This is a genomic window from Aquimarina litoralis, assembly GCF_019295435.1.
Classification (GTDB): domain Bacteria; phylum Bacteroidota; class Bacteroidia; order Flavobacteriales; family Flavobacteriaceae; genus Aquimarina; species Aquimarina litoralis_A.
In genome coordinates this window covers 96,920-123,395 of the sequence record NZ_WEKL01000011.1, presented here as the reverse complement: position 1 = coordinate 123,395, position 26,476 = coordinate 96,920, and the positions used below count along the sequence as shown (strand labels likewise).

22 protein-coding genes are annotated in these 26,476 nt (G+C 33.3%); 10 read left to right on the top strand and 12 right to left on the bottom strand.

The window, feature by feature from the left end; all coding sequences use genetic code 11:
- Positions 1 to 8: 8 nt before the first annotated feature.
- Together topA and GBO31_RS08385 are read right to left on the bottom strand one after the other, a co-directional pair.
- Complete coding sequence (gene topA, locus GBO31_RS08390; protein ID WP_219007879.1) at positions 9 to 2,507, bottom strand: type I DNA topoisomerase; 2,499 nt, start codon at positions 2,505 to 2,507, stop codon at positions 9 to 11.
- A 191-nt stretch (positions 2,508 to 2,698) separates the two neighbouring features.
- The gene (locus GBO31_RS08385) at positions 2,699 to 3,484 is read right to left on the bottom strand and encodes a hypothetical protein (protein ID WP_219007878.1); all 786 of its coding nucleotides are present in this window, start codon (positions 3,482 to 3,484) and stop codon (positions 2,699 to 2,701) included.
- Positions 3,485 to 3,623: 139 nt separating this feature from the next.
- Between GBO31_RS08385 and miaB the strand changes: the two genes are divergently transcribed.
- The 8 genes from miaB to GBO31_RS08345 all read left to right on the top strand — a co-directional run bounded on the left by miaB (position 3,624) and on the right by GBO31_RS08345 (position 11,379).
- Positions 3,624 to 5,069 (top strand): tRNA (N6-isopentenyl adenosine(37)-C2)-methylthiotransferase MiaB, encoded by a 1,446-nt coding sequence (gene miaB, locus GBO31_RS08380; RefSeq protein WP_219007877.1) that lies wholly within the window; start codon positions 3,624 to 3,626, stop codon positions 5,067 to 5,069.
- Between the two features lie 33 nt (positions 5,070 to 5,102).
- On the top strand, positions 5,103 to 6,377 hold the full coding sequence (locus tag GBO31_RS08375) for a sigma 54-interacting transcriptional regulator (RefSeq protein ID WP_219007876.1): 1,275 nt from the start codon (positions 5,103 to 5,105) through the stop codon (positions 6,375 to 6,377).
- A 50-nt stretch (positions 6,378 to 6,427) separates the two neighbouring features.
- Complete coding sequence (locus tag GBO31_RS08370) at positions 6,428 to 6,931, top strand: LptE family protein (RefSeq protein ID WP_246615808.1); 504 nt, start codon at positions 6,428 to 6,430, stop codon at positions 6,929 to 6,931.
- Between the two features lie 18 nt (positions 6,932 to 6,949).
- Positions 6,950 to 7,906 carry a hypothetical protein gene (locus GBO31_RS08365; protein WP_219007875.1) on the top strand — a complete coding sequence of 319 codons (957 nt, stop codon included), beginning with the start codon at positions 6,950 to 6,952 and terminating at the stop codon, positions 7,904 to 7,906.
- 9 nt (positions 7,907 to 7,915) lie between these two features.
- Positions 7,916 to 8,248, top strand: a complete 333-nt coding sequence (gene secG / locus GBO31_RS08360) for a preprotein translocase subunit SecG (RefSeq protein WP_219007874.1) — start codon at positions 7,916 to 7,918, stop codon at positions 8,246 to 8,248.
- Positions 8,249 to 8,398: 150 nt separating this feature from the next.
- On the top strand, positions 8,399 to 8,674 hold the full coding sequence (locus GBO31_RS08355; RefSeq protein WP_219007873.1) for a co-chaperone GroES: 276 nt from the start codon (positions 8,399 to 8,401) through the stop codon (positions 8,672 to 8,674).
- Between the two features lie 83 nt (positions 8,675 to 8,757).
- The gene (gene groL, locus GBO31_RS08350; RefSeq protein WP_219007872.1) at positions 8,758 to 10,395 is read left to right on the top strand and encodes a chaperonin GroEL; all 1,638 of its coding nucleotides are present in this window, start codon (positions 8,758 to 8,760) and stop codon (positions 10,393 to 10,395) included.
- 210 nt (positions 10,396 to 10,605) lie between these two features.
- Positions 10,606 to 11,379, top strand: a complete 774-nt coding sequence (locus tag GBO31_RS08345; protein WP_219007871.1) for a hypothetical protein — start codon at positions 10,606 to 10,608, stop codon at positions 11,377 to 11,379.
- Between the two features lie 12 nt (positions 11,380 to 11,391).
- Here GBO31_RS08345 and GBO31_RS08340 read toward each other — a convergent pair whose 3' ends face one another.
- Positions 11,392 to 12,255 carry an alpha/beta fold hydrolase gene (locus GBO31_RS08340; RefSeq protein WP_219007870.1) on the bottom strand — a complete coding sequence of 288 codons (864 nt, stop codon included), beginning with the start codon at positions 12,253 to 12,255 and terminating at the stop codon, positions 11,392 to 11,394.
- A gap of 18 nt (positions 12,256 to 12,273) precedes the next feature.
- Complete coding sequence (locus GBO31_RS08335) at positions 12,274 to 13,755, bottom strand: helix-turn-helix domain-containing protein (RefSeq protein ID WP_246615814.1); 1,482 nt, start codon at positions 13,753 to 13,755, stop codon at positions 12,274 to 12,276.
- 118 nt (positions 13,756 to 13,873) lie between these two features.
- Here GBO31_RS08335 and aceB point away from each other — a divergent pair, with 118 nt between their 5' ends.
- The gene (gene aceB, locus GBO31_RS08330; protein WP_219007869.1) at positions 13,874 to 15,472 is read left to right on the top strand and encodes a malate synthase A; all 1,599 of its coding nucleotides are present in this window, start codon (positions 13,874 to 13,876) and stop codon (positions 15,470 to 15,472) included.
- Between the two features lie 161 nt (positions 15,473 to 15,633).
- Here the strand turns inward: aceB and GBO31_RS08325 are convergent, their stop codons facing one another.
- The 8 genes from GBO31_RS08325 to GBO31_RS08290 all read right to left on the bottom strand — a co-directional run bounded on the left by GBO31_RS08325 (position 15,634) and on the right by GBO31_RS08290 (position 25,850).
- Entirely contained in the window at positions 15,634 to 16,392 is a 759-nt protein-coding gene (locus GBO31_RS08325) for a M15 family metallopeptidase (RefSeq protein WP_219007868.1), read from the bottom strand.
- Between the two features lie 232 nt (positions 16,393 to 16,624).
- Complete coding sequence (locus GBO31_RS08320) at positions 16,625 to 18,352, bottom strand: efflux RND transporter periplasmic adaptor subunit (RefSeq protein ID WP_219007867.1); 1,728 nt, start codon at positions 18,350 to 18,352, stop codon at positions 16,625 to 16,627.
- Between the two features lie 2 nt (positions 18,353 to 18,354).
- Positions 18,355 to 19,053: a PepSY domain-containing protein gene (locus GBO31_RS08315; RefSeq protein WP_219007866.1), complete on the bottom strand. Its 699-nt coding sequence runs from the start codon at positions 19,051 to 19,053 to the stop codon at positions 18,355 to 18,357.
- The gene (locus GBO31_RS08310; RefSeq protein ID WP_219007865.1) at positions 19,046 to 19,777 is read right to left on the bottom strand and encodes a heavy-metal-associated domain-containing protein; all 732 of its coding nucleotides are present in this window, start codon (positions 19,775 to 19,777) and stop codon (positions 19,046 to 19,048) included. Before GBO31_RS08310 ends, GBO31_RS08315 begins: the two co-directional genes overlap by 8 nt.
- Positions 19,774 to 20,346, bottom strand: a complete 573-nt coding sequence (locus tag GBO31_RS08305) for a DUF3347 domain-containing protein (protein ID WP_219007864.1) — start codon at positions 20,344 to 20,346, stop codon at positions 19,774 to 19,776. The genes GBO31_RS08310 and GBO31_RS08305 overlap by 4 nt, the downstream gene beginning before the upstream one ends.
- A 30-nt stretch (positions 20,347 to 20,376) precedes the next feature.
- Positions 20,377 to 21,639 (bottom strand): TolC family protein, encoded by a 1,263-nt coding sequence (locus GBO31_RS08300; protein WP_219007863.1) that lies wholly within the window; start codon positions 21,637 to 21,639, stop codon positions 20,377 to 20,379.
- Entirely contained in the window at positions 21,632 to 25,327 is a 3,696-nt protein-coding gene (locus tag GBO31_RS08295; protein ID WP_219007862.1) for an efflux RND transporter permease subunit, read from the bottom strand. The genes GBO31_RS08300 and GBO31_RS08295 overlap by 8 nt, the downstream gene beginning before the upstream one ends.
- A gap of 106 nt (positions 25,328 to 25,433) precedes the next feature.
- Positions 25,434 to 25,850, bottom strand: coding sequence for an HYC_CC_PP family protein (locus GBO31_RS08290; protein ID WP_429725717.1), 417 nt, complete (start codon positions 25,848 to 25,850; stop codon positions 25,434 to 25,436).
- Between the two features lie 140 nt (positions 25,851 to 25,990).
- On the opposite strand from GBO31_RS08290, the gene GBO31_RS08285 reads away from it, so the two are divergent.
- Complete coding sequence (locus GBO31_RS08285; protein ID WP_219007860.1) at positions 25,991 to 26,446, top strand: GAF domain-containing protein; 456 nt, start codon at positions 25,991 to 25,993, stop codon at positions 26,444 to 26,446.
- Positions 26,447 to 26,476: the final 30 nt, after the last annotated feature.

Here is a 26,476-nt window from a genome sequence, read left to right as displayed (position 1 = left end):
GGATATACTTATTTCTTTTTTGTAGTCTTTTTAGTTGTTTTTTTCTTTGCAGTCTTTTTCTTAGGCGCATTTTTTTCAATAAGATCTTTCACCTTTTCCAAAGTAAGTTTAGTAGCATCTACAGTTTTAGGCAATTCAATCTTAGTCTTACCTTTTATTATATTACTACGTCCCCATCTTGCTTTTTCAACTCTGATTCCTTCCTCTTCCCAATTATGGATTACTTTATCAATTTCTTTTTGCTTTTTCTCCTCAATCAGCTGAATAATATCTTGATCAGAAAGGTTATCAAAGTCATATTTTTTATTCACATTAATGAACATACCATTCCATTTTATGAATGGTCCAAATCTACCAGTTCCTTTTTGTACTGGTAAATTTTCATAGGTATATATAGGAGCGTCAGCTTTTTCTTTAGCATCAATAAGTTCTATTGCTCTTTCTAAAGATGTACTTAATGGATCCTCCCCTTTTTCTAATGAGACGAATTTAGTACCAAATTTCACGTAAGGCCCAAAACGTCCATTATTAACCGTCACTACTTCTCCTTTATAGTTACCGAGTTCTTTTGGCAACTGAAACAAGTTCATTGCCTCTTCAAAAGTAATATTACTTAGGGTTTGCCCAGGCGCCAGACTTGCAAATCTTGGTTTATCTTCATCCTCGGCTGTGCCGATCTGTACCATAGGACCAAATTTTCCTAAACGCACGCTCACTGGTTTTCCGGATTCAGGATCTTCACCAAGAATTCTTTCTCCTACTTCTCGCTCTGCATTTTGAGCCACATCTTCTACTCTTGGATGAAACTCTTCATAAAATTCCTTCATCACATGAGTCCAGTCTTCCTGTCCCTCAGCAATTTCATCAAAATCTTGCTCTACTTTTGCTGTAAAGTTATAATCCAAAATCGACGAAAAATGATTTACCAAAAAGTCGTTCACTACCATCCCTACATCTGTTGGGATTAGTTTCCCTTTATCACTTCCTACTTTTTCTTTAAGGTTTTTCTCTTTTATATCATCTCCAGAAAGAGTAATCTGGACATATCCTCTTTCTTCACCATCTTTAGATCCTTTCTCAATATATTTTCTATTCTGTATTGTAGAAATTGTAGGCGCATATGTAGAAGGACGTCCAATTCCTAATTCTTCCAATTTTTTCACCAATGCAGCTTCAGAATACCTACTTGGCGGTCTTGTAAATCTTTCGGTTGCTGTAATGTAATTATTATACAAACTCTCCCCAACATTCATTGCCGGAAGGATTCCGCTTTGTTCTTCATCTTCATCATCATTTCCTTCTAAATACACTTTTAGGAAACCTTCAAACTTGATCACCTCTCCATTTGCAGTAAATTGTTCTCCATGAGCGCTTGTTCCTATTTTTACATTCGTTCTTTCTAACTTAGCATCACTCATCTGAGAGGCTATAGCTCTTTTCCAAATAAGCTCATATAATCGTTGCTGATCTGAGTCGACTGGAACCGTATGTCTTGAAAAGTCTGTTGGTCTAATTGCTTCGTGCGCTTCCTGAGCTCCTTTAGACTTTCCTTTATATTGTTTTGGATTACTATACTCATTCCCATAAGCAGAAATTATTTCTGCTTTCGCACTATTTTGAGCTTCAGTTGATAGATTTACACTATCGGTTCTCATATAAGTAATAAGCCCAGCTTCATATAATCGCTGTGCCATGGTCATGGTTTTACTTACCGAAAAATATAATTTCCTTGAGGCTTCTTGTTGTAATGTAGATGTAGTAAATGGTGGTGCTGGAGATTTTTTGGCAGGTTTCGTAGTTAAATCTGCTACTTTAAATCCTGCTCCTAAGTTTTTCTTAAGGAAAGCTTCAGCTTCAGCTTTCGTCGTAAAATTCTTAGGAAGTTTCGCTTTAAAAGACTTTCCTTTTTCATTCGCAAACTCTGCATCTATACGATAAGAAGGTGTTGGCTTAAAATCTAGTATTTCACGTTCTCTTTCCACTATCAATCGAACAGATACAGACTGCACTCTACCTGCAGACAACCCTCCTTTTACCTTTCTCCATAAAACAGGAGACAATTCATAACCAACTAACCTATCTAAAACTCTTCTGGCTTGTTGCGCATTTACCAGATTATAATCTATACTCCTTGGATTCTCAATTGCTTTTAAAATTGCTTTTTTCGTAATCTCATGAAAAACAATTCTACGAGTTCTCTCCTTATCTAGTTTTAATTCTTCAGCTAAGTGCCAAGCTATAGCTTCTCCTTCTCGGTCTTCATCACTTGCTAACCAAACCATTTCTGCTTTTTTAGAAAGATCTTTTAATTTTTTTACTACATCTTTCTTATCCTTAGAAACAATATATTTTGGTTTAAAACCTTCTTCTACATCAACTCCAAGTTCTTTTGCAGGCAAATCTGCTATGTGTCCAAAACTAGAAGCTACGGTATAATCTTTTCCTAGAAATTTCTCTATAGTCTTTGCCTTAGCAGGTGACTCTACAATCACTAAATTCTTAGCCATAATCCTTTTTTTTCATCTGTTATCATTGATATTTATTAGTTGACAGATGAACTTCTAATAAACATTTTAGTTGGTGGTTACCTTATTATAAAGGGCTTTTCTGAGAACAAAAGTATATGAATTTTTTGAGATCAAAATTTTTTCACAGAAAATTATATTAAAAAAACCTGCAAAGCTGCAGGTTTTATTTTTTATGAATCAACGATTGCATCCCAGCTTTCTGATTCACTTTCATTTTCAAAACCTATAGTATCTTTATACATATAATACATCACTATATAAGAAAAAAACAGGGTTGCTATAATTCCTATATAACATGCTATTATACCAAGTGCCGAAAAAATACCAGAAACAAAGATTAACCCAAAAAAGGTAAACCAATATTTATTTCCTAATTTAAAAGCTGCTTTAATAATGTTCTCAACACTCAGTTCTGGATTAAAAATAAAAATAAGAATTACTAACTGAAGAGGAACCATAACATAGAAAAGAGGAAAATAACAAGCCAACATTGCTACAATCCCAATCCCCATATTGGCTAGAGAAATCAAAATCATTTTACCAAAGTACTTTTTAGCTATTGTAAAATACCCACCTGTTTCCTCGTTTAAACCTAAATCCACATTCTTGAGAATCTTTAAAAAATGCCCGTAAACAGATACATTTAAAACCTGCATAACAAAAGACAAGGCAAATATTACTATTACCCAAACGATTATCATTATAACAGAATAACCTTCTAAAAATGAAGGTTCGTAATAAGGATCCCCAGAATTTTGAATCATATCTATATAAAATGGCAAAAGAGGAAGGTATGTTGCCAACACAAAAGGAATAGCTAATGCAAAAATAACCAATGCATGCACCATTCCGACAGAAAATACTTTTTTATACAATTCAAAACTTTTGGAGATAATATCACCGAATTCTGGTTTTTTAGAATTTTCTATTCTTTCGAAGAGTTGATTGGAATTCATATATAATGATGGATTTAGTTTATTAGTTCTCTCAAATATAAATATTTAAACAAATATTACTCTGCCACTTTGTCATATATTGTTTTAAAAAGTATCTTTGCACACTATTTGAATTGAATCAGCAAGGATTTTATAACACATGGAGAAGATTATCGACGAAAATATTCAAGGACAAGCATTATCACTTGATAAAAAGGAAGGAAACACTAGAAAGCTTTTTATCGAAAGTTATGGATGCCAAATGAATTTTAGTGATAGTGAGATTGTAGCCTCAATTTTAGCTAAAGAAGGATTTAACACCACACAAAATCTTGAAGATGCAGATTTGGTATTGGTAAACACCTGTTCTATCCGTGAAAAAGCGGAGCTAACTGTTCGAAAACGTCTAGAAAAATATAACGCCGTTAAAAGAATCAACCCAGGAATGAAAGTTGGAGTTTTGGGTTGTATGGCAGAGAGACTTAAAAGCAAATTCTTGGAAGAGGAGAAAATAGTGGATTTGGTTGTTGGACCAGATGCTTACAAAGATCTTCCTAATCTTATTGAAGAAGTTGATGCAGGACGAAATGCTGTAAATGTAATTCTCTCTAAAGAAGAAACGTATGGTGATATTTCTCCGGTACGTCTACAGAGTAATGGTGTATCAGCATTTGTATCTATTACTAGAGGATGTGATAACATGTGTACTTTTTGTGTAGTTCCTTTTACTAGAGGACGAGAACGTAGTCGTGATCCGCAAAGTATCATGGAAGAAATAGATGATCTTGTTGCTAAAAACTTTAAAGAAATTACTTTACTTGGCCAAAATGTAGATAGTTATTTATGGTATGGCGGTGGATTGRAAAAAGATTTTGAAAAAGCCAGTGATTTCCAGAAAGCTACCGCTGTTAATTTTGCCAAGTTGTTAGATATGGTAGCAGAAAAGCATCCAAAAATAAGACTTCGCTTTACAACTTCGAACCCTCAGGATATGACGATGGATGTGATTGAAGTAATGGCAAAACATAAAAATATTTGTAAGTATATCCATTTACCTATACAAAGTGGAAGTGACCGTATTCTTAAAGAAATGAATCGTTTACATACACGTGAGGAATATTTCAATCTAATTGACAATATCAAACGTTTAATTCCGGATTGTGCTATTTCTCAAGATATTATTACAGGTTTCCCAACAGAAACTGAAGAAGATCATAAAGACACATTATCTTTAATGGAGTATGTAAAATATGATTACGGTTTTATGTTTGCTTATTCTGAACGCCCAGGAACGCTAGCTGCCAGAAAAATGGAAGATGACGTACCAAATGATGTAAAGAAAAGAAGATTGGCAGAAATTATCGAATTACAGAGAACTCATAGCGAATATCGACATCAAGCTTTTATTGGGCAAACGGTTGAAGTACTTATCGAAAAAGCTTCAAAAAAATCTGATGCTCATTGGAGTGGAAGAACCACACAAAATACAGTTGCTGTTTTCCCGAAAGGAGACTATAAAGTTGGAGATTTTGTAATGGTACGAGTAGATGAATGCACTAGTGCAACCCTAATAGGAGAAGCTGTAGGATATTCTGACAATAACTAAAAATTATACAAACCGACTAATACAAGTTTATTAATGGAATCTGTTCAAGCCACAAAACAACGATTCGGAATCATAGGAAATGATCCTAAACTAAACCGCTCTATAGAAAAAGCTATTCAGGTAGCTCCTACGGATATCTCGGTTTTGGTTACCGGAGAAAGTGGTGTTGGAAAAGAAAGCATTCCAAAAATTATACATTCCTTATCACATAGAAAACATGGTAAATATATAGCTGTGAACTGCGGTGCTATTCCAGAAGGCACTATAGATAGTGAACTCTTTGGCCATGAAAAAGGAGCTTTTACAGGTGCTACTTCTACAAGAAGTGGGTATTTTGAAGTAGCAGATGGAGGAACAATCTTCTTAGATGAAGTTGGGGAACTGCCATTAACCACCCAAGTTAGATTGCTTAGAGTTCTAGAGAATGGTGAATTTATTAAAGTAGGATCTTCAAAAGTTCAAAAAACAGATGTTCGTATTGTAGCTGCCACCAATGTAAATATGTTTGAAGCCATTAAGAAAGAAAAATTTCGTGAGGATTTATATTATCGTTTAAGTACAGTAGAAATCCTACTTCCACCTTTACGAGATCGTGAGTATGACATCCATTTACTTTTTAGAAAGTTTGCCTCAGATTTTGCTACCAAATATAAAATGCCCACCATACGATTAGAAGAATCGGCCGTTCAACTTTTGGAGAAATACCACTGGAGTGGAAATATCAGACAATTACGCAACATAGCTGAACAAATATCAGTCCTTGAACAAAACAGAACAATATCGGCAAATACACTAAGAGGATATTTACCTGATATCGGAAGTAATTTGCCTGCGATTGTAACTTCTGACAAAAAAGAGAGTGATTTTAGCAATGAAAGAGAAATTCTATATAAGGTACTTTTTGATATGAAGAACGATCTAAATGATCTCAAAAAGTTAACAATGGAATTAATGCAGAGTGGCAACTCTCAACAAGTACAGAAAGAGCACGAAGGGCTGATTAGAAAAATTTATAGGGATGAAAAAGAGGAAACCGACATACCTTTTGAAGAGCCAATTACGACTCATACAACAGAGGTATTACAGATAACTCCTACTGAAACACCCGTAGCACCAATAAAGGAAGAGGATAAATATCATTTTGCGGAAGAAATTGAAGAAGAAGAAACACTTTCGCTACATGATAAAGAACTGGAACTAATTAAAAAATCATTAGAGCGTCATCGTGGAAAACGAAAAGCGGCTGCAGAAGAATTAGGGATCAGCGAAAGAACTTTGTATAGAAAAATAAAACAGTACGACCTCTAATAACATCTATATAAATACTTTACGCTCATTAGCAATTAAAATAACACACCTTGATACAAAAAATTAAATACGCAATCATAGCCCTCATCGGAATTTTTATAATTCAAGGATGTGGAGCTTATTCTTTTAGTGGAATTAACACAACAGCAAACTCATTTCAGGTAGATTTTTTCCAAAATCAGGCATCAATTATTATCCCAGGTATTGATCAAACTTTTACGAATCAATTACAAGATCTAATCTTAAATCAAACCAATTTAGATTTGGTTACTTCCAATGGTGATGTGGCATATGAAGGTGAAATTGTACAGTATTATGTAGCACCTACTAATGCTACCTCTGCAAATACTGCTGCGCAAAACAGATTAACAATTGCAGTAAATGTTCGTTTTTATGATATCAAAAACCCAAAAGAAGACTTAGAACAACGTTTTTCTTTCTTTTTCGATTATCCAGCTTCGCAAGCAGAAACTGCAGTTAGAGATGAAGCTATACAAGTTATTTATGAAAGAATTACCCAAGACATATTGAATGCTACCTTAGCTAAATGGTAACCTGATAAACTATAATTTTTGAATACCAAAGAGCTTACATATTTATTCCAAAACCCTTCTTTAATCAATAAAGAACAAAACGAGAATCTGGAAAAAATTCTTCGAGAATTCCCTTATTTTCAATCTGTAAGAGCATTGGTATTAAAAGGCTTAAAACAAACTGAAGATTTTAGATACAATCAAGAGTTAAAAACTACCGCAGCTTATACTAGTGATAGAGAAGTATTATTTGATTTTATTACTTCAAACCTTTTTGATAGTACAACTACCGAAGCTCTTGAAAAGAAAGACAATAAAGAAATAGATGTAGTAGATCCTCAAGAAATTAAAGTATTATCTAGAATTTCTATGGATGATGCTGTTGCTATGAATATGGAGGAAGCAGAAGAGGTTTTAGACCCTTCTTTATTTTCTTCGAAAGAAGAACCAACTTCTAAAAACATCTCGATTGTAGAAACAATTATAGAGCAATCGGAAAAAAATGACACTCAAGAAGAATTGACAAAAGAAAAATCAGGAGAAGTCGAAACTCCTTCTGAAACACCTCTCGAAATCAATAAACCTCTTGACTTTAACAAAAAAGAATCACACTCTTTTGCAGAATGGTTGAAACTTACCGCTACGCACCCAATAGATAGAGCATCAAATCCTGAAACAAAGGAGGAAGATCAACCAACAGAAAATGAAAAATCATCTGGTCAGGAACATAAATTTCATTTAATCGATGAGTTTATAGCTAACAATCCAAAGATCAAACCTGCAGAAAAAAATGCTCCATCTCGCAATTTAGCAAACGAACATATGGTTGCGCCAGATGAGTTAATGACAGAAACTTTGGCTCGTGTATATTTAGCTCAGAAAAAGTACAAAAAGGCAATTCAGGCGTATAAAATATTAATTTTGAAAAATCCCGAAAAAAGTGGTTTCTTTGCAGACCAAATTCGAGCGATCAAAAAATTACAAGAAAATAAATAACAATATATAATGACAACGTTTTCAATATTTTTAATACTTATCATCATCGTATCTTTTTTATTGGTGGTAGTAATTATGGTACAAAACCCTAAAGGAGGAGGTCTTTCTTCTTCTTTTGGAGGTGGTGGAACTCAACAGTTAGGTGGAGTAAAGAAAACCACAGACTTCTTAGACAAAAGTACTTGGGCATTAGCCACTTTATTATTAGCACTTATTCTATTATCTAACGTAGATTTAATGGGTGGTAATGTTGGTCAAGATCCAACGGTTGACACTAATGATGTAGAAGTGATTCAGGATACACCTGACACACCAGTGATAGATGACACACCAGAAGACTAATATAGTCAATGAACTTACAATAAAATGCCGACTTGTCAGACAGTCGGCATTTTTTGTTTCAATTTGTCAGTATCAAGCTGCTGGCATAATTTCTGAAATAAATAGCATCGAATAATTTCGTTTTAATTTTAAAATATAAAACTAATCATAATGGGAGTAAATATTAAACCTCTTTCAGATCGTGTGGTAATTGAGCCACTTCCAGCGGAAACGCAAACGGCATCAGGATTATACATCCCTGATTCAGCACAAGAAAAGCAACAAAAAGGTAAAGTAGCTGCTGTGGGTAGCGGTAAAAAAGATCACGAAATGACTGTGAAAGTTGGTGATACTGTACTTTATGGAAAGTATTCAGGTACTGAATTAAAATTAGATGGTAAAGACTATTTAATTATGCGTGAGGACGATATCCTTGCAATCGTTTAACAAATCAATCAAAACACAAATCAAACTTTCAATATCCTTATCCAAATACTTTGGATAAGATGAAGTTTAAAATTTAAAATATTATGGCAAAAGACATAAAATTTGACATAGAAGCACGTGACGGTATTAAACGTGGTGTGGATGCATTAGCCAATGCAGTAAAAGTAACTTTAGGACCTAAAGGTCGTAATGTAATTATCAGCAAATCTTTTGGAGCACCAACGGTAACTAAAGATGGTGTTTCTGTAGCAAAAGAAGTAGAGTTAGAAGATGCTCTTGAAAATATGGGAGCACAAATGGTAAAAGAAGTTGCTTCTAAAACAAACGATCTTGCTGGTGACGGTACTACTACTGCAACTGTTTTAGCACAAGCAATCGTAAAAGAAGGATTGAAAAATGTAGCTGCAGGTGCAAATCCAATGGATCTTAAAAGAGGAATTGACAAAGCTGTAGAAGCGATCACTAAAGATCTTGAAAAGCAGATGAAAGAAGTAGGAAGCTCTTCTGATAAAATCAAGCAAGTTGCTGCTATATCTGCTAATAATGACGAAACAATAGGTGATCTTATCGCTCAAGCTTTTGGTAAAGTTGGAAAAGAAGGAGTAATTACCGTAGAAGAAGCTAAAGGTACTGATACATATGTTGATGTAGTGGAAGGAATGCAGTTTGATAGAGGATATCTTTCTCCATATTTCGTTACTAATAGCGAAAAAATGACTACTGAGTTAGAAAGCCCATATATCTTATTATTTGATAAGAAAATTTCTGCAATGAAAGATTTATTACCAATTCTTGAGCCAGTAGCTCAAACAGGTAAGCCTCTTTTAATTATTGCTGAAGATGTAGACGGAGAAGCGCTTGCTACATTAGTTGTAAACAAACTTCGTGGTGCTTTAAAAATTGCTGCTGTAAAAGCTCCAGGATTTGGAGATAGACGTAAAGCAATGCTAGAAGATATTGCAATCTTAACAGGAGGAACTGTGATTTCTGAAGAGCGTGGATTTACTTTGGAAAATACTACAATTGAGCATTTAGGTACTGCTGAAAAAGTAGCAATTGATAAAGATAACACTACTGTTGTAAATGGTGCTGGTGCAGAAGATTTAATTAAGAACAGAGTAAATCAGATCAAATCACAGATCGAAACTACTACTTCTGATTATGATAGAGAAAAATTACAGGAACGTCTAGCTAAATTAGCTGGTGGTGTTGCTGTATTATATGTTGGTGCTGCTTCTGAAGTAGAAATGAAAGAGAAGAAAGATCGTGTAGACGATGCACTTCACGCTACTCGTGCAGCTGTAGAAGAAGGTATTGTTGCTGGTGGTGGTGTTGCATTAGTAAGAGCTAAATCAGTTCTTGATGGTGTAAAAACTGAAAACGCTGACGAAGCAACCGGAGTACAAATCGTAAACCGTGCTATCGAAGCGCCATTAAGAACAATCGTAGAAAATGCTGGTGGAGAAGGTTCTGTTGTGATTTCTAAAGTTCTTGAAGGAAAAGATGATTTCGGATACGATGCGAAATCTGAGGAATATGTAGACATGCTAAAAGCTGGAATTATCGATCCTAAAAAAGTAACTCGTGTTGCTTTAGAAAATGCAGCTTCTGTTTCTGGAATGATCCTTACTACTGAATGTGCATTAACAGACATTAAAGAAGATGCTCCTGCTGCTGGAGGAATGCCTCCAATGGGTGGTGGTATGCCAGGAATGATGTAGCGGCGAGCCACCGCAGGCTAAATTTAGTTAGCTTGTGAATTGGCACAACGATAGCGAAAATAATTTAGTGATTTTGGTATATAAATTACCAGTTACTAAAAAATATACAATCCCTGTTTCAAAAGTATTTGAAACAGGGATTGTTTTTTATAAAACAGTATCTTTGGGTATTTACAACAGTAATTAACCAATAGTAACTTTCAAAACTATATGTCGAGCTTATATGATGATTTGTTTGAAGAAGACGGAAAGGACAACAAACCCAAACCTAAAAGTCCTAAACCTTCTTATTTAGACGATGATCGTTTCCAGGCATCTACCACAGAATCTCTGGATGAAATTTTGGCATTAACCAAACGATTTAATCTTAAAGCAGAACCCTTTTCTCAATTACTTACCAAAACAAGAGCAATAGATCATGAAGTTGAGAAAGGAGTATTGGACTTTTTCTTAGTAGCAAAAGATCCATATGATCAAGGAAGTTTAGCTAGAGAACGAAAATATTATGCACTTCTTCAATCAAAATTTGAAGCAGTAATTGTTCCCATGCGAGAATTAGCAAGTATTCACTTAGAAACAATCAAACAATTTAACAGCGATATAGACAAGGATTATTATTCGGTAGAAAAAACAGATAAACAGGTAAAATCTGATAAAGAAATTGCAATTGATCAGATAAATACGCAACGAAAAATTCTTGCCGATGCTGCCACCAGTTTATCTATACTAGAAGACGCTTTAATCGCTACGGAAAAAAGACTACGTAATTATATTGATGCTGGAGGAATCAACAATATTTCACGTTCTGAATGCGAAATATTAGCTCAAAAACGTGAGAATTTAACTAGCGGAACATCTCATAATTTTGATTATACATTTTTCAAAATGAATATAGTAGATAAAGCTGCAATTGCAATGGGTATTTATTTGAAAGAAACTACTGCTCAATATTTGGACAAATTAAATAACGTATTTATCAAATAATACATTAAAAACCTACTGTTTAACAAACTCCTGTAGTTTCTCAACTATGGTTTCAGAGCAATCTTCTTGTAAAAAATGAGATCCCTTAGTTTGTGTGACTTTTTCAATCCCAAGAGCATCTTTAATCGGAACACCATATTTTTCGTAGGTAAGTCCTTTATCATTCATCCCCCAAATGAGTTGTTTAGGAACATCAAGATTTTTTAAGGATGATATATACAAGTTCTCCTTTTCCGCAGTAGGTTCAAAACCTCTCATTATTTTTAGAAAAGATCTAGCTTTATCTTTCCCTTTTAAAAATTGTAGGTATGCTTTAGCTACTTCAATTCCAAAAACTTCTTTTTCATGAATCCCTCTAAGATGCATCAACTTTTGTAATAAGAAAGGAGTTGTTGTTGCAACAAATAACTCACCAATCCCTCGTAAGGGAAAGAATCCCATTGGGAAAGGCTTCCTAAATTGAGGTAAGTTCACCAGAAGTGTATTCAAGATAGTTACTGATAAAATTCGGTCTTGCATTTTAGAGATCACTTCGCAGCCAACAGGACCACCAATATCATGAAGCACTACATGAAATTTCTTTAAATCTAGCTTTTCAATAACTTCTACCGACCAATTACCGAGACCGGTCCAACTGTAATCATAATCAGTTGGTCTTTCAGACAAACCCATTCCTATTAGATCAAAACAAATGCCTCTTACTCCTCTTGTCGAGATAGTATTGATAATTTTTCTATACAAAAAAGATGAAGCAGGAACTCCATGAAAGAAAACAATGGGAACACCTTCTCCTTTGTCAAAAACAAAAGCTTTTGTATCGGATAGTTGTATGTATCTACCTTGTTTCTTATGTTGTTCAAAGAGAGAATTACTCATATTCTGTTAATGATAAGATTAAGAATACTCTTTAACAATATCCGCTACTAATTGAGAAGTTCTTCTAAATCTTTCTTTTGACAACAAGCGTTTTGGAGGTGCTTTTCTTACTTCACAATCGGCAATAGAACAGGATTCGCAAGTAACTCCTACTTTTACTTTTGGTATTTTAGAATCATTTACAAAACTGATCTTCTTTTCTAAAGCATTAGAGATTAAAAATCCTATTCCTATACTACGATAGTAGTCTTGTCTAAACGGATCTTTGGTAGCCGAAGTAAACACTAAGTATTGTTGATCTGTATCAGCATAATCCGAGATTTGTATATCAAAAGAATATGCTAAATCATTAGTAGCAGTTCGTTGTAGTGTTTTAATTGCCATCCATCTCCGACAATAATGCTCATTAATCTCATTAGCGTGTGGTTGCTGTTGATGGGTAATATGTAGTTCTTTTACCAAATTAAATCGTTCGACACCTTTTTTATGCGTAAATCTTAAAAAGAACACGTTTTGCATCCCAAAATCCTTTGGCAAAACATTGGTTAAACGTTGATAAAAAGATTCTGGAGAAGCATTATACAACTTCATTATTTTATGAAAAGCCTTTTCAGAAAATTGCTTTTTACTAAACAATTCTTTTAAATGATCTTTTAAATGATTTCTAGGAATAATAAGAGCTCCTGCAAAATATGATGCATAAAAATTATGTAATACCTCTTCAAAATTATCATACCGTATCCATGAAAATGTATAAGGTCTTTCAGTAATATTCATATACTGATAGCCTAATTCTTTTGCATAGATAAATGTTTTTTGAGGCTCATCTACTCTATCTGATAACAACAAGGTTTTTGTAGAAGGAACAAACACAGATCGCAAGTTATCCAACTCTTCTTGCTTTGGTATTCCTTTGGTATTGATAGTATATCCATATTCTTCTATCAATATCTCTTCCAATTCTGCTGCGCTAATTTTACCRGATAAATCTAATTGATAAGAGTTTGCAAAACGTACTGCCGAATCTTCGAGATCTTTGAAAAAGTTATTATGCGCTTCTTGATAAGAGCGTAGAGAAGCCAAATAAAAACCTTCTCTACTCATGTTATAGTGCTGCGCTATTTCTATAATGGTACTGATAAATGCATTTACTTTAGAAGGTGCATTTGCTATAATATCAATCAGGTCACTTTGCTGAATTCCAAATAACTCTAATGGAATCTCATCCAGAATTCCTGATTGTAAAATTTCACCAATAGGCGCAAGATTTTTATCTAATTTAAGAGAAACCAAACTATCATAAGGAACCTCTAAGGTTTCTGCCAACTTAATGATTTTATCCGTTTTTGGATATTTTTTTCCTTTTTCAATTTCATTCAAATACGACTTAGATAATCCACTTAGTTTAGATAACCCAAAAAGAGATAAGTCTTTATCAGTTCGTATCTGCTTGATTTTCAGACCAAAAATAAGTCTGATGTATTCTTCTGCTATTGCCATAAATTCAAAAGTAGGGATTTCTGCGAAAATTTTCAAAAACAAAAAATTCACATTTAGCGAACGTTCGCTTGTTTTATAAAAAACTTTTTTTTAATATTGTTCACTCAAACGATATAGTATGGAAACTCAAACAAACCTAAGTCAGAAAATAAGCTTTACGAAAGAGGTAAAAAATTATCATCCAGAGATTCTTACGGATGGAGCTTTAGCTTTTCTAGAAGCTTTGCACAATCGTTTTGACGAAAGACGATTAGAACTTTTAAGAAACAGAGAACAGCAACAACAGTTGTTTGATTTGGAAACCTATCCAGCTTTTCCGGAAAACACGAAAGAGATTCGTAATAGTGAGTGGTGTGCTGCTCCTATTCCCGCAGATCTTCTGGATCGTAGGGTCGAAATTACTGGTCCAGTGGATAGAAAAATGGTCATTAATGCTTTAAATTCTGGTGCCAAAACATTCATGGCAGATTTTGAAGATAGTAATGCTCCATTATGGGAGAACTGTTTGCAAGGTCAAAAAAACCTTATGGACGCCGTCAATAAAACTATTTCGTTTTACAATCCTAAAAAGGACAAAACCTATCAACTTAATGAAGAAGTTGCTACATTAATTGTACGCCCTAGAGGTTTACATCTTAATGAAAAGCACTTATTAATTGAAGGTAAAGAAATTAGTGGATCTATTTTTGATTTCGCATTATATGCATTCCACAATAACGAACAATTAAAAGAAAATGGAACCGCACCATATTATTACATTCCGAAATTGGAGCATTTTACAGAAGCAATTTGGTGGAATGATGTGATTGATTTTACAGAAGAATACTTAGGACTAGAGCACGCAACCATTAAGGTAACAGTGTTAGTAGAAACTATTACTGCTAGTTTTCAATTAGATGAAATCATCTATGCCTTAAAAGAACATATTGTAGGGCTTAACTGTGGTAGATGGGATTATATATTTAGTTATATTAAAAAACTAAGAAACCATAAAGGTTTTGTAGTACCAGATAGAGCTCAGGTTACTATGACCAGCCCATTTATGGATGCCTACAGTAAAAGAGTGATCCAAAGATGTCATAAAAGAAATATCCTTGCTATTGGTGGTATGGCAGCTCAAATCCCAATTAAAAATGATGAGGAACGAAATAAGCAAGCTTTCGCGAAGGTAAAAGCTGATAAAGAGCGTGAAGTAAAGAATGGTCATGATGGAACATGGGTAGCACATCCAGGATTAGTACCATTAGCAATGCAAGTTTTTGATATGCATATGCAAGAAGCTAACCAATTGGATGTAAAAAGAAATGATGTCGTAGTAACCGAAGAAGATCTTTTGGAAATTCCTCAAGGTACTATTACCGAAAAAGGAATTCGGGAAAACATCAATGTTGGAATTCATTATATCGCTACCTGGCTAGGCGGAAATGGAGCCGTAGCACTTTATGACCTAATGGAAGATGCTGCAACTGCTGAAATCAGTAGAACTCAAATCTGGCAATGGCTTAAAAATGAAGTTAAATTAGATAATGGTTTACGATTAAACTCAAATATGTTTCATATGCTTTTTGAGGATGAATTAAAAACTGTAGAGAAACAAGCAGGAACAAATTTGTTTAATAGCAAAAATTATCAAAATGCTGTTCAGATTTTTCATAAACTAGTTACATCTGATAGATTTGAAGAATTTTTAACAACACAAGCTTACAAATACTTGTAGATAGATATGTTTCTGATTGTAAAATTAATTCTAAATGTTATTTAGACAAAAGTTAGCTAACAAATACAGAAACTAAGCAATTTTAATTTTTTCCGATTTTATAATTGTGCTCTTGCGACATCCGCTTCTGGCGGATGTTGTTTTTCTAGAAACATCAGTCTTTAGCTACATTTCCATTTAAAATCAGCAATTTTAAACTTTTTACTTTTAAAGTTATAATGCCACCATTCAGTTCTTATGGTAGAAAAACCATTTTTTTCCATAATTTCTCTGAGCAATTTGCGATTGGCCAATATCTCATCAGAAAAAGCTCTATAAGAATGATGTGCTTCTTTACCAAAATGATCAAATTTAGTTCCCATATCCACTTGATTACCTTGTAAATCCGTTAAGGTAATATCCACAGCAGCACCTTTATTATGAATAGATCCACCTTTAGGGTCTGCTACATAACCAGGATTTGGAAATATTTTCCACATTTTTTTCTGAACACTATGAGGGCGATAGCAATCGAACAATTTGATTCTATACCCTTTTTCCATAAAATCTTTATTTGCTTTGATCAAGGCTTTTGCCACTACGCCTCTTATATAACATTTTGCACAAGAATATACCGCCTCTTTAAGGAAGTTATGCTTAGTAGCATATTTCATATCTAACACAAAATAGTTGGAAAGCTCTTCAATATTTACAAATTCATCATCCTTGAATGTTTTTTTCGTTTGTTCCTGCTGGTCATAACGATCTAGAGAGTCTTGCCAAACTTTCATATGCTGTTCGACTTTCTCTGCACGTAACTGAATCGCTTTTGATTTTTCTAACAACGCTAGTGTACTTGCACTCGTAGTGGTTGTTATCGGAGTTTCCTTACAAGAAAAAAGTAAGGTTATAGATGTAACAAAAAGTAGTTTTTTTATCATATTCCCAATCTTTTTTGATCACATTTATTCATATAAATGACATGCAACAATCACGGTATGTTATGTATATTTTTTTGAAAAAAACATAACATACAGCAACCATAACTGTAATCTTCTAAAAAACGTAATCCAATATTTCCCTGAAATAAAGATACGTTGTTTTGTTTTACCAGTAAAATAATTTATTAGTAATTTACAAATCACAGCGTTAAATAGAGCAATTATAGGTAGCTTATAATTTCTCTAAAGTACTAATTACACTGCCACAAGCAAGCATTTCATCTCCAAAATAAGGGTTTTTGATTTCTTTTTCCTTACTTAACCAAATAGCTCCATTATTATCATCTGCCATAGGGCATTTCTGTATATAGATAGTTTCAGAGGCATTACCTATCTCTCTTATAATTGCCTCTAAATTTTCATTTAGACTTTTAAAATGTATTCGCTGATTGATCAAATCTTCTCTACTAGAAATTCCCTCTAAATTTTGAATAGTTTTTTGAACATATGCTATCTCTCTTTCTTGCAATTCTTTTGCATTATAAGTTTGTAAATATGTCAACATTTTTTTTGATGAGACCACTGCCAATTTAGAATCACTTGCCACTAAGGCATCTTTTAAATCAAAATATACTGGTAGAATATCATTAAAAACACGTTTAAAATCGATTGACGCTTTTGTGTTTTTAAATTGTTGATTGTTTGGAGAAGAGCTCTGATGGTTAGCTAATTTCATCATGGATTTCTTTCCTTGTAATTGAGCCGCTGCATCAACCGTAAAAGTTCCATTAGTTACAATTTCCTCACCAGCGTTTAATCCAGACAAGATTTCATAGGAGTTATTATTTGAATTTCCTAAAGTAACTTCTCTCATCTCAAAAATTGGTGTTGACGCTTTTTCTTTTACATACACAACTGAGCGTTTACCTGTCCAAAGTACAGCACTCTTAGGCACCATAATTGTTTTCTTTTCTGGATCCTTATCCGCAATTGAAATTGTACCTTCTACAAACATTCCAGGTTTAAACAATGAACCCTTATTCATTAATTCAGCTCTTGCTCTAGCAATTCTTGAAGTAGCATTAAGAATAGGGTCTACAAATGAAATTTTTGCTGCTATCTTATTATCAGGATACGCATTGGTTACTATACTAATTTCCTGCCCTTTACGAATTGACGAAATTTGATTTTCATATACATCAAATTGAGCCCAAACTGTTTTCAAATCTGATATTTTATATAAAATCTGTCCTCTTTCTATATGATTTCCTTCTTCTACCATTTTTTCAGAAACTATTCCCGAAACATGTGAGTGTATTGGAAAAGTTTCCATTATCGTACCAGAAGACTCTATTTGATTGATTTGATTTTCTGATAATTTCCTGATTTTTAATTTATTTCTAACAGCGTTATATAGATCTGGTTGCTGTTTTTTAACTTTTGAAGCTGTTAATAGTTCTTGCTGTGCAGCAACTAATTCTGGTGAGTAAATTAGTGCTATTGTTTGACCTTTAGAGATTTTCTCTCCTACCGAATTTACCAAAAGTCTTTCGATTCTACCCTTAAAATGTGTTACTTGAACAGTTGTAGTCTCTTCGTTTTCTTCAATTTTACCAGTAAGTTTTATTTCCTCAGTATCAAAACCTATATCACCAACTATTGATGTCTGAACATTAGCTAATGCCATGGCATTTTCTGTCATTTTGAATTGATCTGTTTCCAAATCATTTGTAAGATCTGTTGAAGCAATTAAGTCCATTCCGCAAATAGGACAATCACCAGGTTCTGAAAGCCTAATATGAGGATGCATAGAGCAGGTCCAAACTTCTTCGGATTGTTCAAGATCTTTTACATGGGAATGATCAGACTCTTTACGAATTGTTTCTCCAAATAGAAAATATCCAATTCCAATTCCAGCGAGCAAAGCTATTACTATATAGGCTGCACTTTTCTTCTTCATGATTATTTTTTTATAATTTTCCTTACCGTTGCAGAAGAAATGTACCACAATACAAATCCACTTAATACGGTTATCAATCCAAGTAAAGAGAATACTCTTAGTACCATTGTATTAAAATCATCTCTCCCTTCATAATCCATTGTATGCGTCATCCATAAAAAATCAAACCATCTCCAAGATCGATGTCTTACCCTTTGAAAAGTTCCATCAAAAGCAGTAATATATGCCTTTACATTTTCTGGATGATCATAATGAATCACATATGCTGGTAGTGGTCTTCCTCTATATTCGTGGTGTTTATCTACTTCGGTGATAAAATCAACTGATTTTACCTCTAAATCTTCGCTCATGTAATCTTCAGCTACTTTCAACGCTTCTTCTTTAGAAATTTTGGATTTTATCAGTCCAGATTCGGCATTCATTAACACATTCTCATTTATCCAATAGTAGGGTTGATTCGCTATTGTTTTTAATTCCAAAGATGAAATCTCCATTTCAGAATCAATATTAGACAACCCTTTTAAATTCTTATGCGCTATGGGTATTCTTTCTTTTTTGAATTGATCTCCATGTATTTCATCAATATCTGTCCAGCTAAAATACAGTCCGCTTATCGTCCACATCAGAAATTGAATTCCAAGGAACAACCCTAAATAGCGATGTGCTTTTCTAATCCAAATTGCCGTTTTTCTTTTAACCATTTATATACATTTTTAAAAGCATCAAAATTGCCATTCCAAGCATTATTGCATTTTCTATAAAAGTAGCCTTCGTCATTGGAAGTTTTAATGCTGTTCCTAAACATGCACATTGAATACTTCTTTTATCTAGTAATACTTTTGTGACTCCAAATGTGGTGATATTCAAAACCACTATGGTAACTATTAGTGCAATATGGATATTAAACCTCATCAAAAACATAAGCCCTAGTATTATTTCGATAAAAGGATATATTCTGGCATAAAATGAGATCTTGCTCGCAAGTGGATCATACATAGCAAAGGATTTAGAAAATCCTGATATATCTAAGAGCTTAAAAAAGCTAAATACTATGTAGAATAATCCCATAAAATCCATCATAAAACTTTCTCCATTCCATGGATTATAATTCAATAAAACAGCTGCAATAGTTATATATCCCAAAATCAAAAAAAGAGGAAATAGTTGCTGAACCTTTTTTTTCTCTTTTGTAGAATGATTAATGCTATTCTGAGTATTAAACTGTTTTTCTGTTATTATATATTTCTGAGGAATTTCTTTTCTAAGCTTATCTAAATCTAAAGGCTGTTCTACTATTAGAGATGCTTCTTTATTTTCAAGATTCACTTCTGCTTGCTTTACCTCTGGTATAGCATTAAGTATTTGCTCTACTTGTGTTCTACAACCGTTACAAGTCATTCCTTCTATGTGATACTTCGCTTTCATTTGATTGTTTCATTCACACTACCACATTTTAGCATTTGGTTACCATAATAAGGGTTTCGTATTTCTTTAGAATTAGATAACCAATATCCTCCGTTGCCATCAAAAGCCATTGGACAAAACTGCTTATAAACTTCTCCAGATGTAATAGCGCTCTTATTTATCAATTTTTCAGTTTCAGAAGTGAGTGTCACAAAAAAATCTCTCTGCTTTTTAATCTCTTTAGTTAGTGAAATAAGTTTAACCGTTGCATTTAGTTGTTTATTCTCTTCAGAATCTCCTAACAACTCCTCCATTTTTTTAGCTTCTTGTTGTACCAATTTGGCATTAGAATTCACTAATCCTTTTTTGATCATCAAATATTGAGCATATACTTTATCAACTACCTCATTATCAAAGATCACTTCACTTTTTGATTCAGTAATATCTAAATCCTTATCTCCATCAATATGTACTTCTTCCGTTGCTGGTAGATTTTTTCTTGATTCTTGCTTTTCTTTCTTTTCTTTTGCGCAGGAAGCTACAAGAACAGCTGCAATAATGACTAATGTTCTTAATAAAATTCTTTTCATCCTTATATTTTTATTAATTATACTTCTTAATTATCTCAGGTAATTTAAAATTGCGGTTTGTTTAAAATATTGAGCAATTGCTTCAATTTTTTTGTTTTCGAAACGCAGCAACATCTGTTGTATATCTAATACTTCTTCAAAATCTAATTGCGTATTTTGATATGCGGACATCACGATCTGTTCGGCTTGTTTTGTTTGTTCAATATTTTTTTGTTGGGTATCATAATTAATACGAGCTGTAATTCTATTATTAATTGCCTTTTCCATCATATTTTCCAAACTATTTTGCGAAGCTTCTCTTTTTTGATATACTTCTTCTTTTTGCAGTTCATATTGTTTAGCTCTAGATGAATGTTTCTTAGAAAAAATAGGTATTGACAATGATAATGAAGGCATTACGATATCTTTACCATTATCAGAAAAGTCGATGTTTGGACGTTCTTCGACGATCACATAATCCAAACCAACACCAATTGAAGGCAATGCTTCTTTGGTATTGACATTCTCCTTTTTCTCCAACAAATCATTAAGGTGATCGTATGTAATTAATTCTGGGTGATATGTAATATCATCTAACATCATTGTGGGTTCTTCTTCTGGAATAAATAAATTATCAGGAACCACAAGTGGATCGAAACCGTCTCTATGCAACAATTGGTTCATTGCTGTTTCAGAAGTAAGTATTTCTCCCTTCAAAATTTCCTTTTCATTCTGAAGATTATTTTTGGCAATATTTAATTTCAGAACATCCACAGCAGAAGCTCTATTGTTTTCAACCTCTTTCAAAGCTATTTCTATATAGGTGTCTAGTAGCTTTTCTTGTTTGTCTAATATTCTTTGCCTTGCTTTTAGCTCGTACAGATGATAATAGGTTTGTTCTACTTGTAGTGTAACCTTTCTAATTGCGATCTCTAATTCGTTCTTAGAAACTTCAGTCTCGATCGTAGCTGTTTCTTTTCTTGCTTTGTTCGTACCAAACCAAGGAATCTGTTGCTGAGCGCTAAATCTAGCTTTTTGAGCTCCAGTTCTGGTTTCGGGTTCGTTAACAAAATACCCAGTTCCAATAGTTGTATTTGGCAATCCTCCTACTTCATTTACTCTTTCTTCTGTAACTTCTAGCGCATTCTGAAAAGCTTTTAATTCAGGATTATTCTCCTTCGCTTCCTTTATATATTCTTGCAAGGTTTGTCCACTTATTAAGTGAAAAGTAAAAAGTGAAAAGGTACACCAAATTAGAGTCTTCAAACTAAAATCGGAATTCCATCCTATATCTATTCTATTCTTTTTATACATTTTTCTTACTTCTATAATCTTTTTTTAATAAAAACTCTTGTTTCCAACTATATAATATTGGTACCACAAATAACGTAATTAAAGCTATAATCATACCTCCAAAACTTGGAATTGCCATAGGTATCATAATATCACTTCCTCTACCTGTTGATGTAAGTATGGGAAGTAATGCTAAAATGGTAGTTGCAGTGGTCATTAAGCAAGGGCGTATTCGTTTTTCACCTGCCTGTATTACGGCTTCCTGTATTGCACTAATTGTAGTTGGTTTATTCTTCTTAAAAGTTTGATTTAAATAGGTTGCCATAATCACTCCATCATCAGTAGCAATTCCAAATAAAGCAATAAAACCAACCCACACCGCTACACTTAGATTAATTTTATGTACTTGCAATAAGTCTCTTAAATTTTCACCAAACAAATTAATATCTAAAAACCAACCTTGACCATATAACCAAATCATTAAAAAACCTCCAGCAAACGATACTATAACACCTACAAAAACCATTAGAGAAGTGGCTATAGATTTAAATTGAAAATATAATATCAAAAAGATACTAAGCAAAGTCAACGGAACAATTATAGAAAGTGATTTTTCTGAACGTAATTGGTTTTCATAAGTTCCAGCAAACTGATAGTTAACTCCTTTTGGTTTTTCTAGTTCTCCTTTCTCTATTTTTTGATCAAGTAGTTCTTTCGCATTTCGTACAACATCTACCTCAGCGTATTCATCTGTTTTGTCAAATAAAACATAACTCACTAAAAAAGAATCTTCACTTTTTATTGTTTGCGGACCTTGTTCATATCTGATACTTACCAATTCACTTAATGGAATCTGATTTCCGTTCTCTATTGGAATATATATGTTCTTAATATCATCAGGATTTGATCGCAATTCTCTAGGATACCGAACTCTGATATCATACCGTTCTCTACCCTCAACAGTTTGAGTGATTTTCTTGCCTCCTAAAGCCACTTCTAATTCTCTAAGAACTTTTTCTATAGTAATTCCATATCGTGCAATTCGATCCCTATCCAAATCAATTAACAGATAGGGTTTCCCCACTACCCTTTCTGAAAAAACAGTTTCTTTTTTAACTCCTTCAACTTGTTTTAACATACTCTCTAATTGTAATCCAAACGCTTCAATTGATTTTTGATCTTGTCCTTTTACTTTTATACCCATCGTAGCTCTCATTCCTGTTTGTAGCATGACCAACCTAGTTTCTATAGGTTGTAATTTGGGGGCTGATGTAACACCAGGTAATGTAGTTGCTTTTACAATCTCTTGCCATATATCATCAGAAGACTTAATATACGGCCTCCAGTTTCGAAAATATTCTCCATTCTCATCAATGATCAATTGTTTTTTAATTGCATTTGGACTAGATACAAAACTCCCATTTTTTAGCTCAAATAGCCCTTGATCGTCTACCTTAAAACGCTGAGGTTTACCTTCATTATCTAAAATGTATTCAGGCTTATATGTGATAATATTTTCATACATTGATAAAGGAGCTGGATCTAGTGCAGAGGCTGCTCTTCCCGCTTTGCCAACTACCGTTTCTATTTCAGGAATATTAGCCACTGCCATATCTAATTGTTGAAGTACTCTTTTGTTTTCTTCTGCCCCAGCATGTGGTAATGATGTTGGCATCAGCAGAAAAGTACCTTCATCAAGAGAAGGCATAAACTCTCTTCCTAAAGATTTAAAAATCATGACTCCGAAAATCACAATGATTATTGGTAGAGACATAAACAACAGCTTATTTTGAAGAGTCCATTTTAATATTCGAACATAATACTTTTGAAACAGGAAAAAACTTCCAAGCAATCCACCACATATCAACCCTACAAAAATTATATTCCAAAAAATATTTTTATTTAATCCCAAAGGTTTCCAATACTCTGTTAAAAAGAACATAACTGAAAGAATGGAAACAATAATATAGCTAATACCTTTTTGCTTTTTAGTGATTTTATTGCCTATATATAAAATTTGAATTACACCAAAAGCAATAAGGGTTATCCCTAAGTATAAACTATCAAAAACACCAACTAAACCTATTATAATCAAAGCGAACTGTATTATGTAGTCCACAATCTTTTTGATTGAACGCTTTTTAAATAAAAAAGCCGCAAAAGGAGGTATTAAAAACAATGCAATAATGATGGAGGCAATCAGTGCCATAGTTTTTGTAAAAGCTAAAGGTCTAAAAAGTTTTCCTTCTGCTCCTATCATCATGAAAACAGGTATAAAACTTATAACAGTTGTTAATATAGCAGTTAGAATAGCTCCTGAAACTTCTGAAGTTGCATTATAAACTACTGTATTGATTGGTAAGTTATTTTCATTTTCATCTAAATGTTTAATAATATTTTCCGAAAGAATAACTCCTACATCAACTATAGTTCCTATGGCGATAGCAATTCCAGACAAAGCAACAATATTAGCATCTATATTGAATATTTTCATCAATATAAACACCATTAAAACTGCAACCGGTAATAATGTTGAAATTAAAACAGAAGCGCGAATATTAAACAGCATAATAAGAACTACTAGTATAGTAATTAATACTTCTAGCATTAACGCTTCCTGAAGTGTTCCTAAGGTTTCTTTGATTAATATTGAACGGTCATAAAACGGTACAATTGTTAATTGAGATGTTCTCCCATCTTTTAATGTTTTTGAAGGAAGCCCAGCACTTAATTCTTTTATCTTGTCTTTTGCATTATTTATTACTTCCATTGGATTGGCACCATACCTTGCTATAACAACACCTCCTACCACTTCAGCACCTTCTTTATCCAAAATCCCACGTCTTGAAGCGGGTCCTAGCGAAACTTTTGCAACATCTTTAACCCGAATCGGAACATAATTTGTAGAATGGACGACCGCATTTTCCAAATCGGATATTGATTTTATATATCCCAATCCACGAACAAAATATTCAGCTTGATTGATCTCTAAGGTTTGTGCTCCGATATCTCGATTACTTTCTTTAACCGCATTTACAATGTCTTGTAACCCGACTTTATATTGTTTCAATAATTCAGGATCTACATCTACCTGATATTCCTGCACATGACCACCAATAGATGCTACCTCAGCAACTCCTGAAGATGAAGATAGCGCATACTTGACATAATAATCCTGTATGCTCCTCAATTCTTGCAAATCCCAACCGCCAGTTACGTTTCCATCTTTATCTCTACCTTCTAATGTATACCAAAAAATCTGCCCTAAACCTGTCGCGTCAGGTCCTAAAGAAGGTTGTACTCCAAAGGGTAATAGTCCATTAGGAAGAGAATTTAATTTTTCTAAAATTCTACTTCGACTCCAATAAAATTCAATATCGTCTTCAAATATGATGTATATGTAAGAAATCCCGAACATAGAAGAACTACGTATGGTTTTCACACCAGAAATCCCTTGCAATGAAGTTGTTAAAGGATATGTTATTTGATCCTCAATATCTTGAGGAGATCTTCCTTGCCATTCTGTAAAAACAATTTGTTGATTCTCTCCAATATCAGGAATAGCGTCAACTGGAATCGGGTTATTTGGTAAAATCTCAACACCTGACGTAAACGGTGAGTAAACAAACCCAAACCCTATAAATACTAGTAACAGTAATACCGCTATAAATTTGTTTTGTATAAAAAACTTAATGCATTTGTTAAGCATAGATAAACTATTTAGTCCATTATCAATGTTGTTTCTTGCTTAGTAGCAAAAAACTTAATCATCAGACAAAAAGAAATATGTCTGACGGTATTAATAATAGTCTAAATCAAATCAAAAAAGTCTCATACAAGATTTGTATATCTTGCACTCTTTCCGGTGGAGAATACTCTTTAGGGATAAGTTTCCTTTCCTCATCTAAAGAAAAAAGACTGCTTAACGAGTATAAATAGGAAACTAGAAATAACTGATTTGTATATTCGATAGGATCTAATGAATTTTTTAGTTCATTCTGACCTTCCACAACGATAATTTCATCTTTACAACATGACTTTTGAATTATCTCGCCTACCTGTTTTTCAGAATGGTTTAACATATCCATTCCACATTTTTTAGGTTTAGCATATACTGATACATCCACTAAAAAACGTCCGCAATAATGCTTTCCTACAGTAAAAGATAAAGTAGACATTAGCACTAGACAGGCTAATAAAAGAGATGATATTTTTTTAAAAATCTGTTTCACTTCTCAAACAAAAATACATAATATTTAAAGAATTCCTGTTTTTTTACATTTCGCTTAGAAACTTTTAACAAAACAATACCATCCTAAAAATCCGTCAATCTTATTTTTTTTAAATATTTTAGCCACAAAAATTGTAAGGAATGCCATTTGAAAAATTAAAACCAACAGTTACTGATATACTGAATAATTCTGAAAAAAATGTAACTGATAGACTTCATGAAGTTTGCCAACTATTGAGCGATAACATTGATTATTATGATTGGGTTGGATTTTATTTCAGAAATGGTGATAAGGAGGAATTAAAACTTCGCACTTATGTTGGTGAAGAAACAGATCATGAAATTATACCTTTTGGAAAAGGAATCTGTGGTCAGGTAGCTGTTTCTAATGAAAATTTTGTGGTTCCTGATGTGCAAGCTCAGGATAATTACATCGCTTGTAGTTTTACTGTGAAATCAGAAATCGTAATTCCACTATTTAAAGACGGAGAAAACATTGGCCAGATTGATATTGATTCTGAAACTCCTGATCCATTTACCGAAAAAGATGAAAGGTTTCTTGAATTTGTCAACCAAGAAGTAGCTAAAATCTTGTAAGAAAGACCTGCACAGCTTTTAGAAAAAACA

What these genes read in the sequence shown, in the direction of transcription:
- topA (WP_219007879.1), bottom strand. Translation starts at nt 2,507, where the DNA reads ATGGCTAAGAATTTAGTGATTGTAGAGTCACCTGCTAAGGCAAAGACT.
- GBO31_RS08310 (WP_219007865.1), bottom strand. Translation starts at nt 19,777, where the DNA reads ATGAAAGCGAAGTATCACATAGAAGGAATGACTTGTAACGGTTGTAGA.
- GBO31_RS08325 (WP_219007868.1), bottom strand. Translation starts at nt 16,392, where the DNA reads ATGATAAAAAAACTACTTTTTGTTACATCTATAACCTTACTTTTTTCT.
- GBO31_RS08300 (WP_219007863.1), bottom strand. Translation starts at nt 21,639, where the DNA reads ATGTATAAAAAGAATAGAATAGATATAGGATGGAATTCCGATTTTAGT.
- GBO31_RS08285 (WP_219007860.1), top strand. Translation starts at nt 25,991, where the DNA reads ATGCCATTTGAAAAATTAAAACCAACAGTTACTGATATACTGAATAAT.
- GBO31_RS08385 (WP_219007878.1), bottom strand. Translation starts at nt 3,484, where the DNA reads ATGAATTCCAATCAACTCTTCGAAAGAATAGAAAATTCTAAAAAACCA.
- GBO31_RS08340 (WP_219007870.1), bottom strand. Translation starts at nt 12,255, where the DNA reads ATGAGTAATTCTCTCTTTGAACAACATAAGAAACAAGGTAGATACATA.
- GBO31_RS08345 (WP_219007871.1), top strand. Translation starts at nt 10,606, where the DNA reads ATGTCGAGCTTATATGATGATTTGTTTGAAGAAGACGGAAAGGACAAC.
- GBO31_RS08315 (WP_219007866.1), bottom strand. Translation starts at nt 19,053, where the DNA reads ATGGTTAAAAGAAAAACGGCAATTTGGATTAGAAAAGCACATCGCTAT.
- aceB (WP_219007869.1), top strand. Translation starts at nt 13,874, where the DNA reads ATGGAAACTCAAACAAACCTAAGTCAGAAAATAAGCTTTACGAAAGAG.
- GBO31_RS08355 (WP_219007873.1), top strand. Translation starts at nt 8,399, where the DNA reads ATGGGAGTAAATATTAAACCTCTTTCAGATCGTGTGGTAATTGAGCCA.
- GBO31_RS08320 (WP_219007867.1), bottom strand. Translation starts at nt 18,352, where the DNA reads ATGAAGAAGAAAAGTGCAGCCTATATAGTAATAGCTTTGCTCGCTGGA.
- GBO31_RS08305 (WP_219007864.1), bottom strand. Translation starts at nt 20,346, where the DNA reads ATGAAAAGAATTTTATTAAGAACATTAGTCATTATTGCAGCTGTTCTT.
- groL (WP_219007872.1), top strand. Translation starts at nt 8,758, where the DNA reads ATGGCAAAAGACATAAAATTTGACATAGAAGCACGTGACGGTATTAAA.
- GBO31_RS08295 (WP_219007862.1), bottom strand. Translation starts at nt 25,327, where the DNA reads ATGCTTAACAAATGCATTAAGTTTTTTATACAAAACAAATTTATAGCG.
- secG (WP_219007874.1), top strand. Translation starts at nt 7,916, where the DNA reads ATGACAACGTTTTCAATATTTTTAATACTTATCATCATCGTATCTTTT.
- GBO31_RS08375 (WP_219007876.1), top strand. Translation starts at nt 5,103, where the DNA reads ATGGAATCTGTTCAAGCCACAAAACAACGATTCGGAATCATAGGAAAT.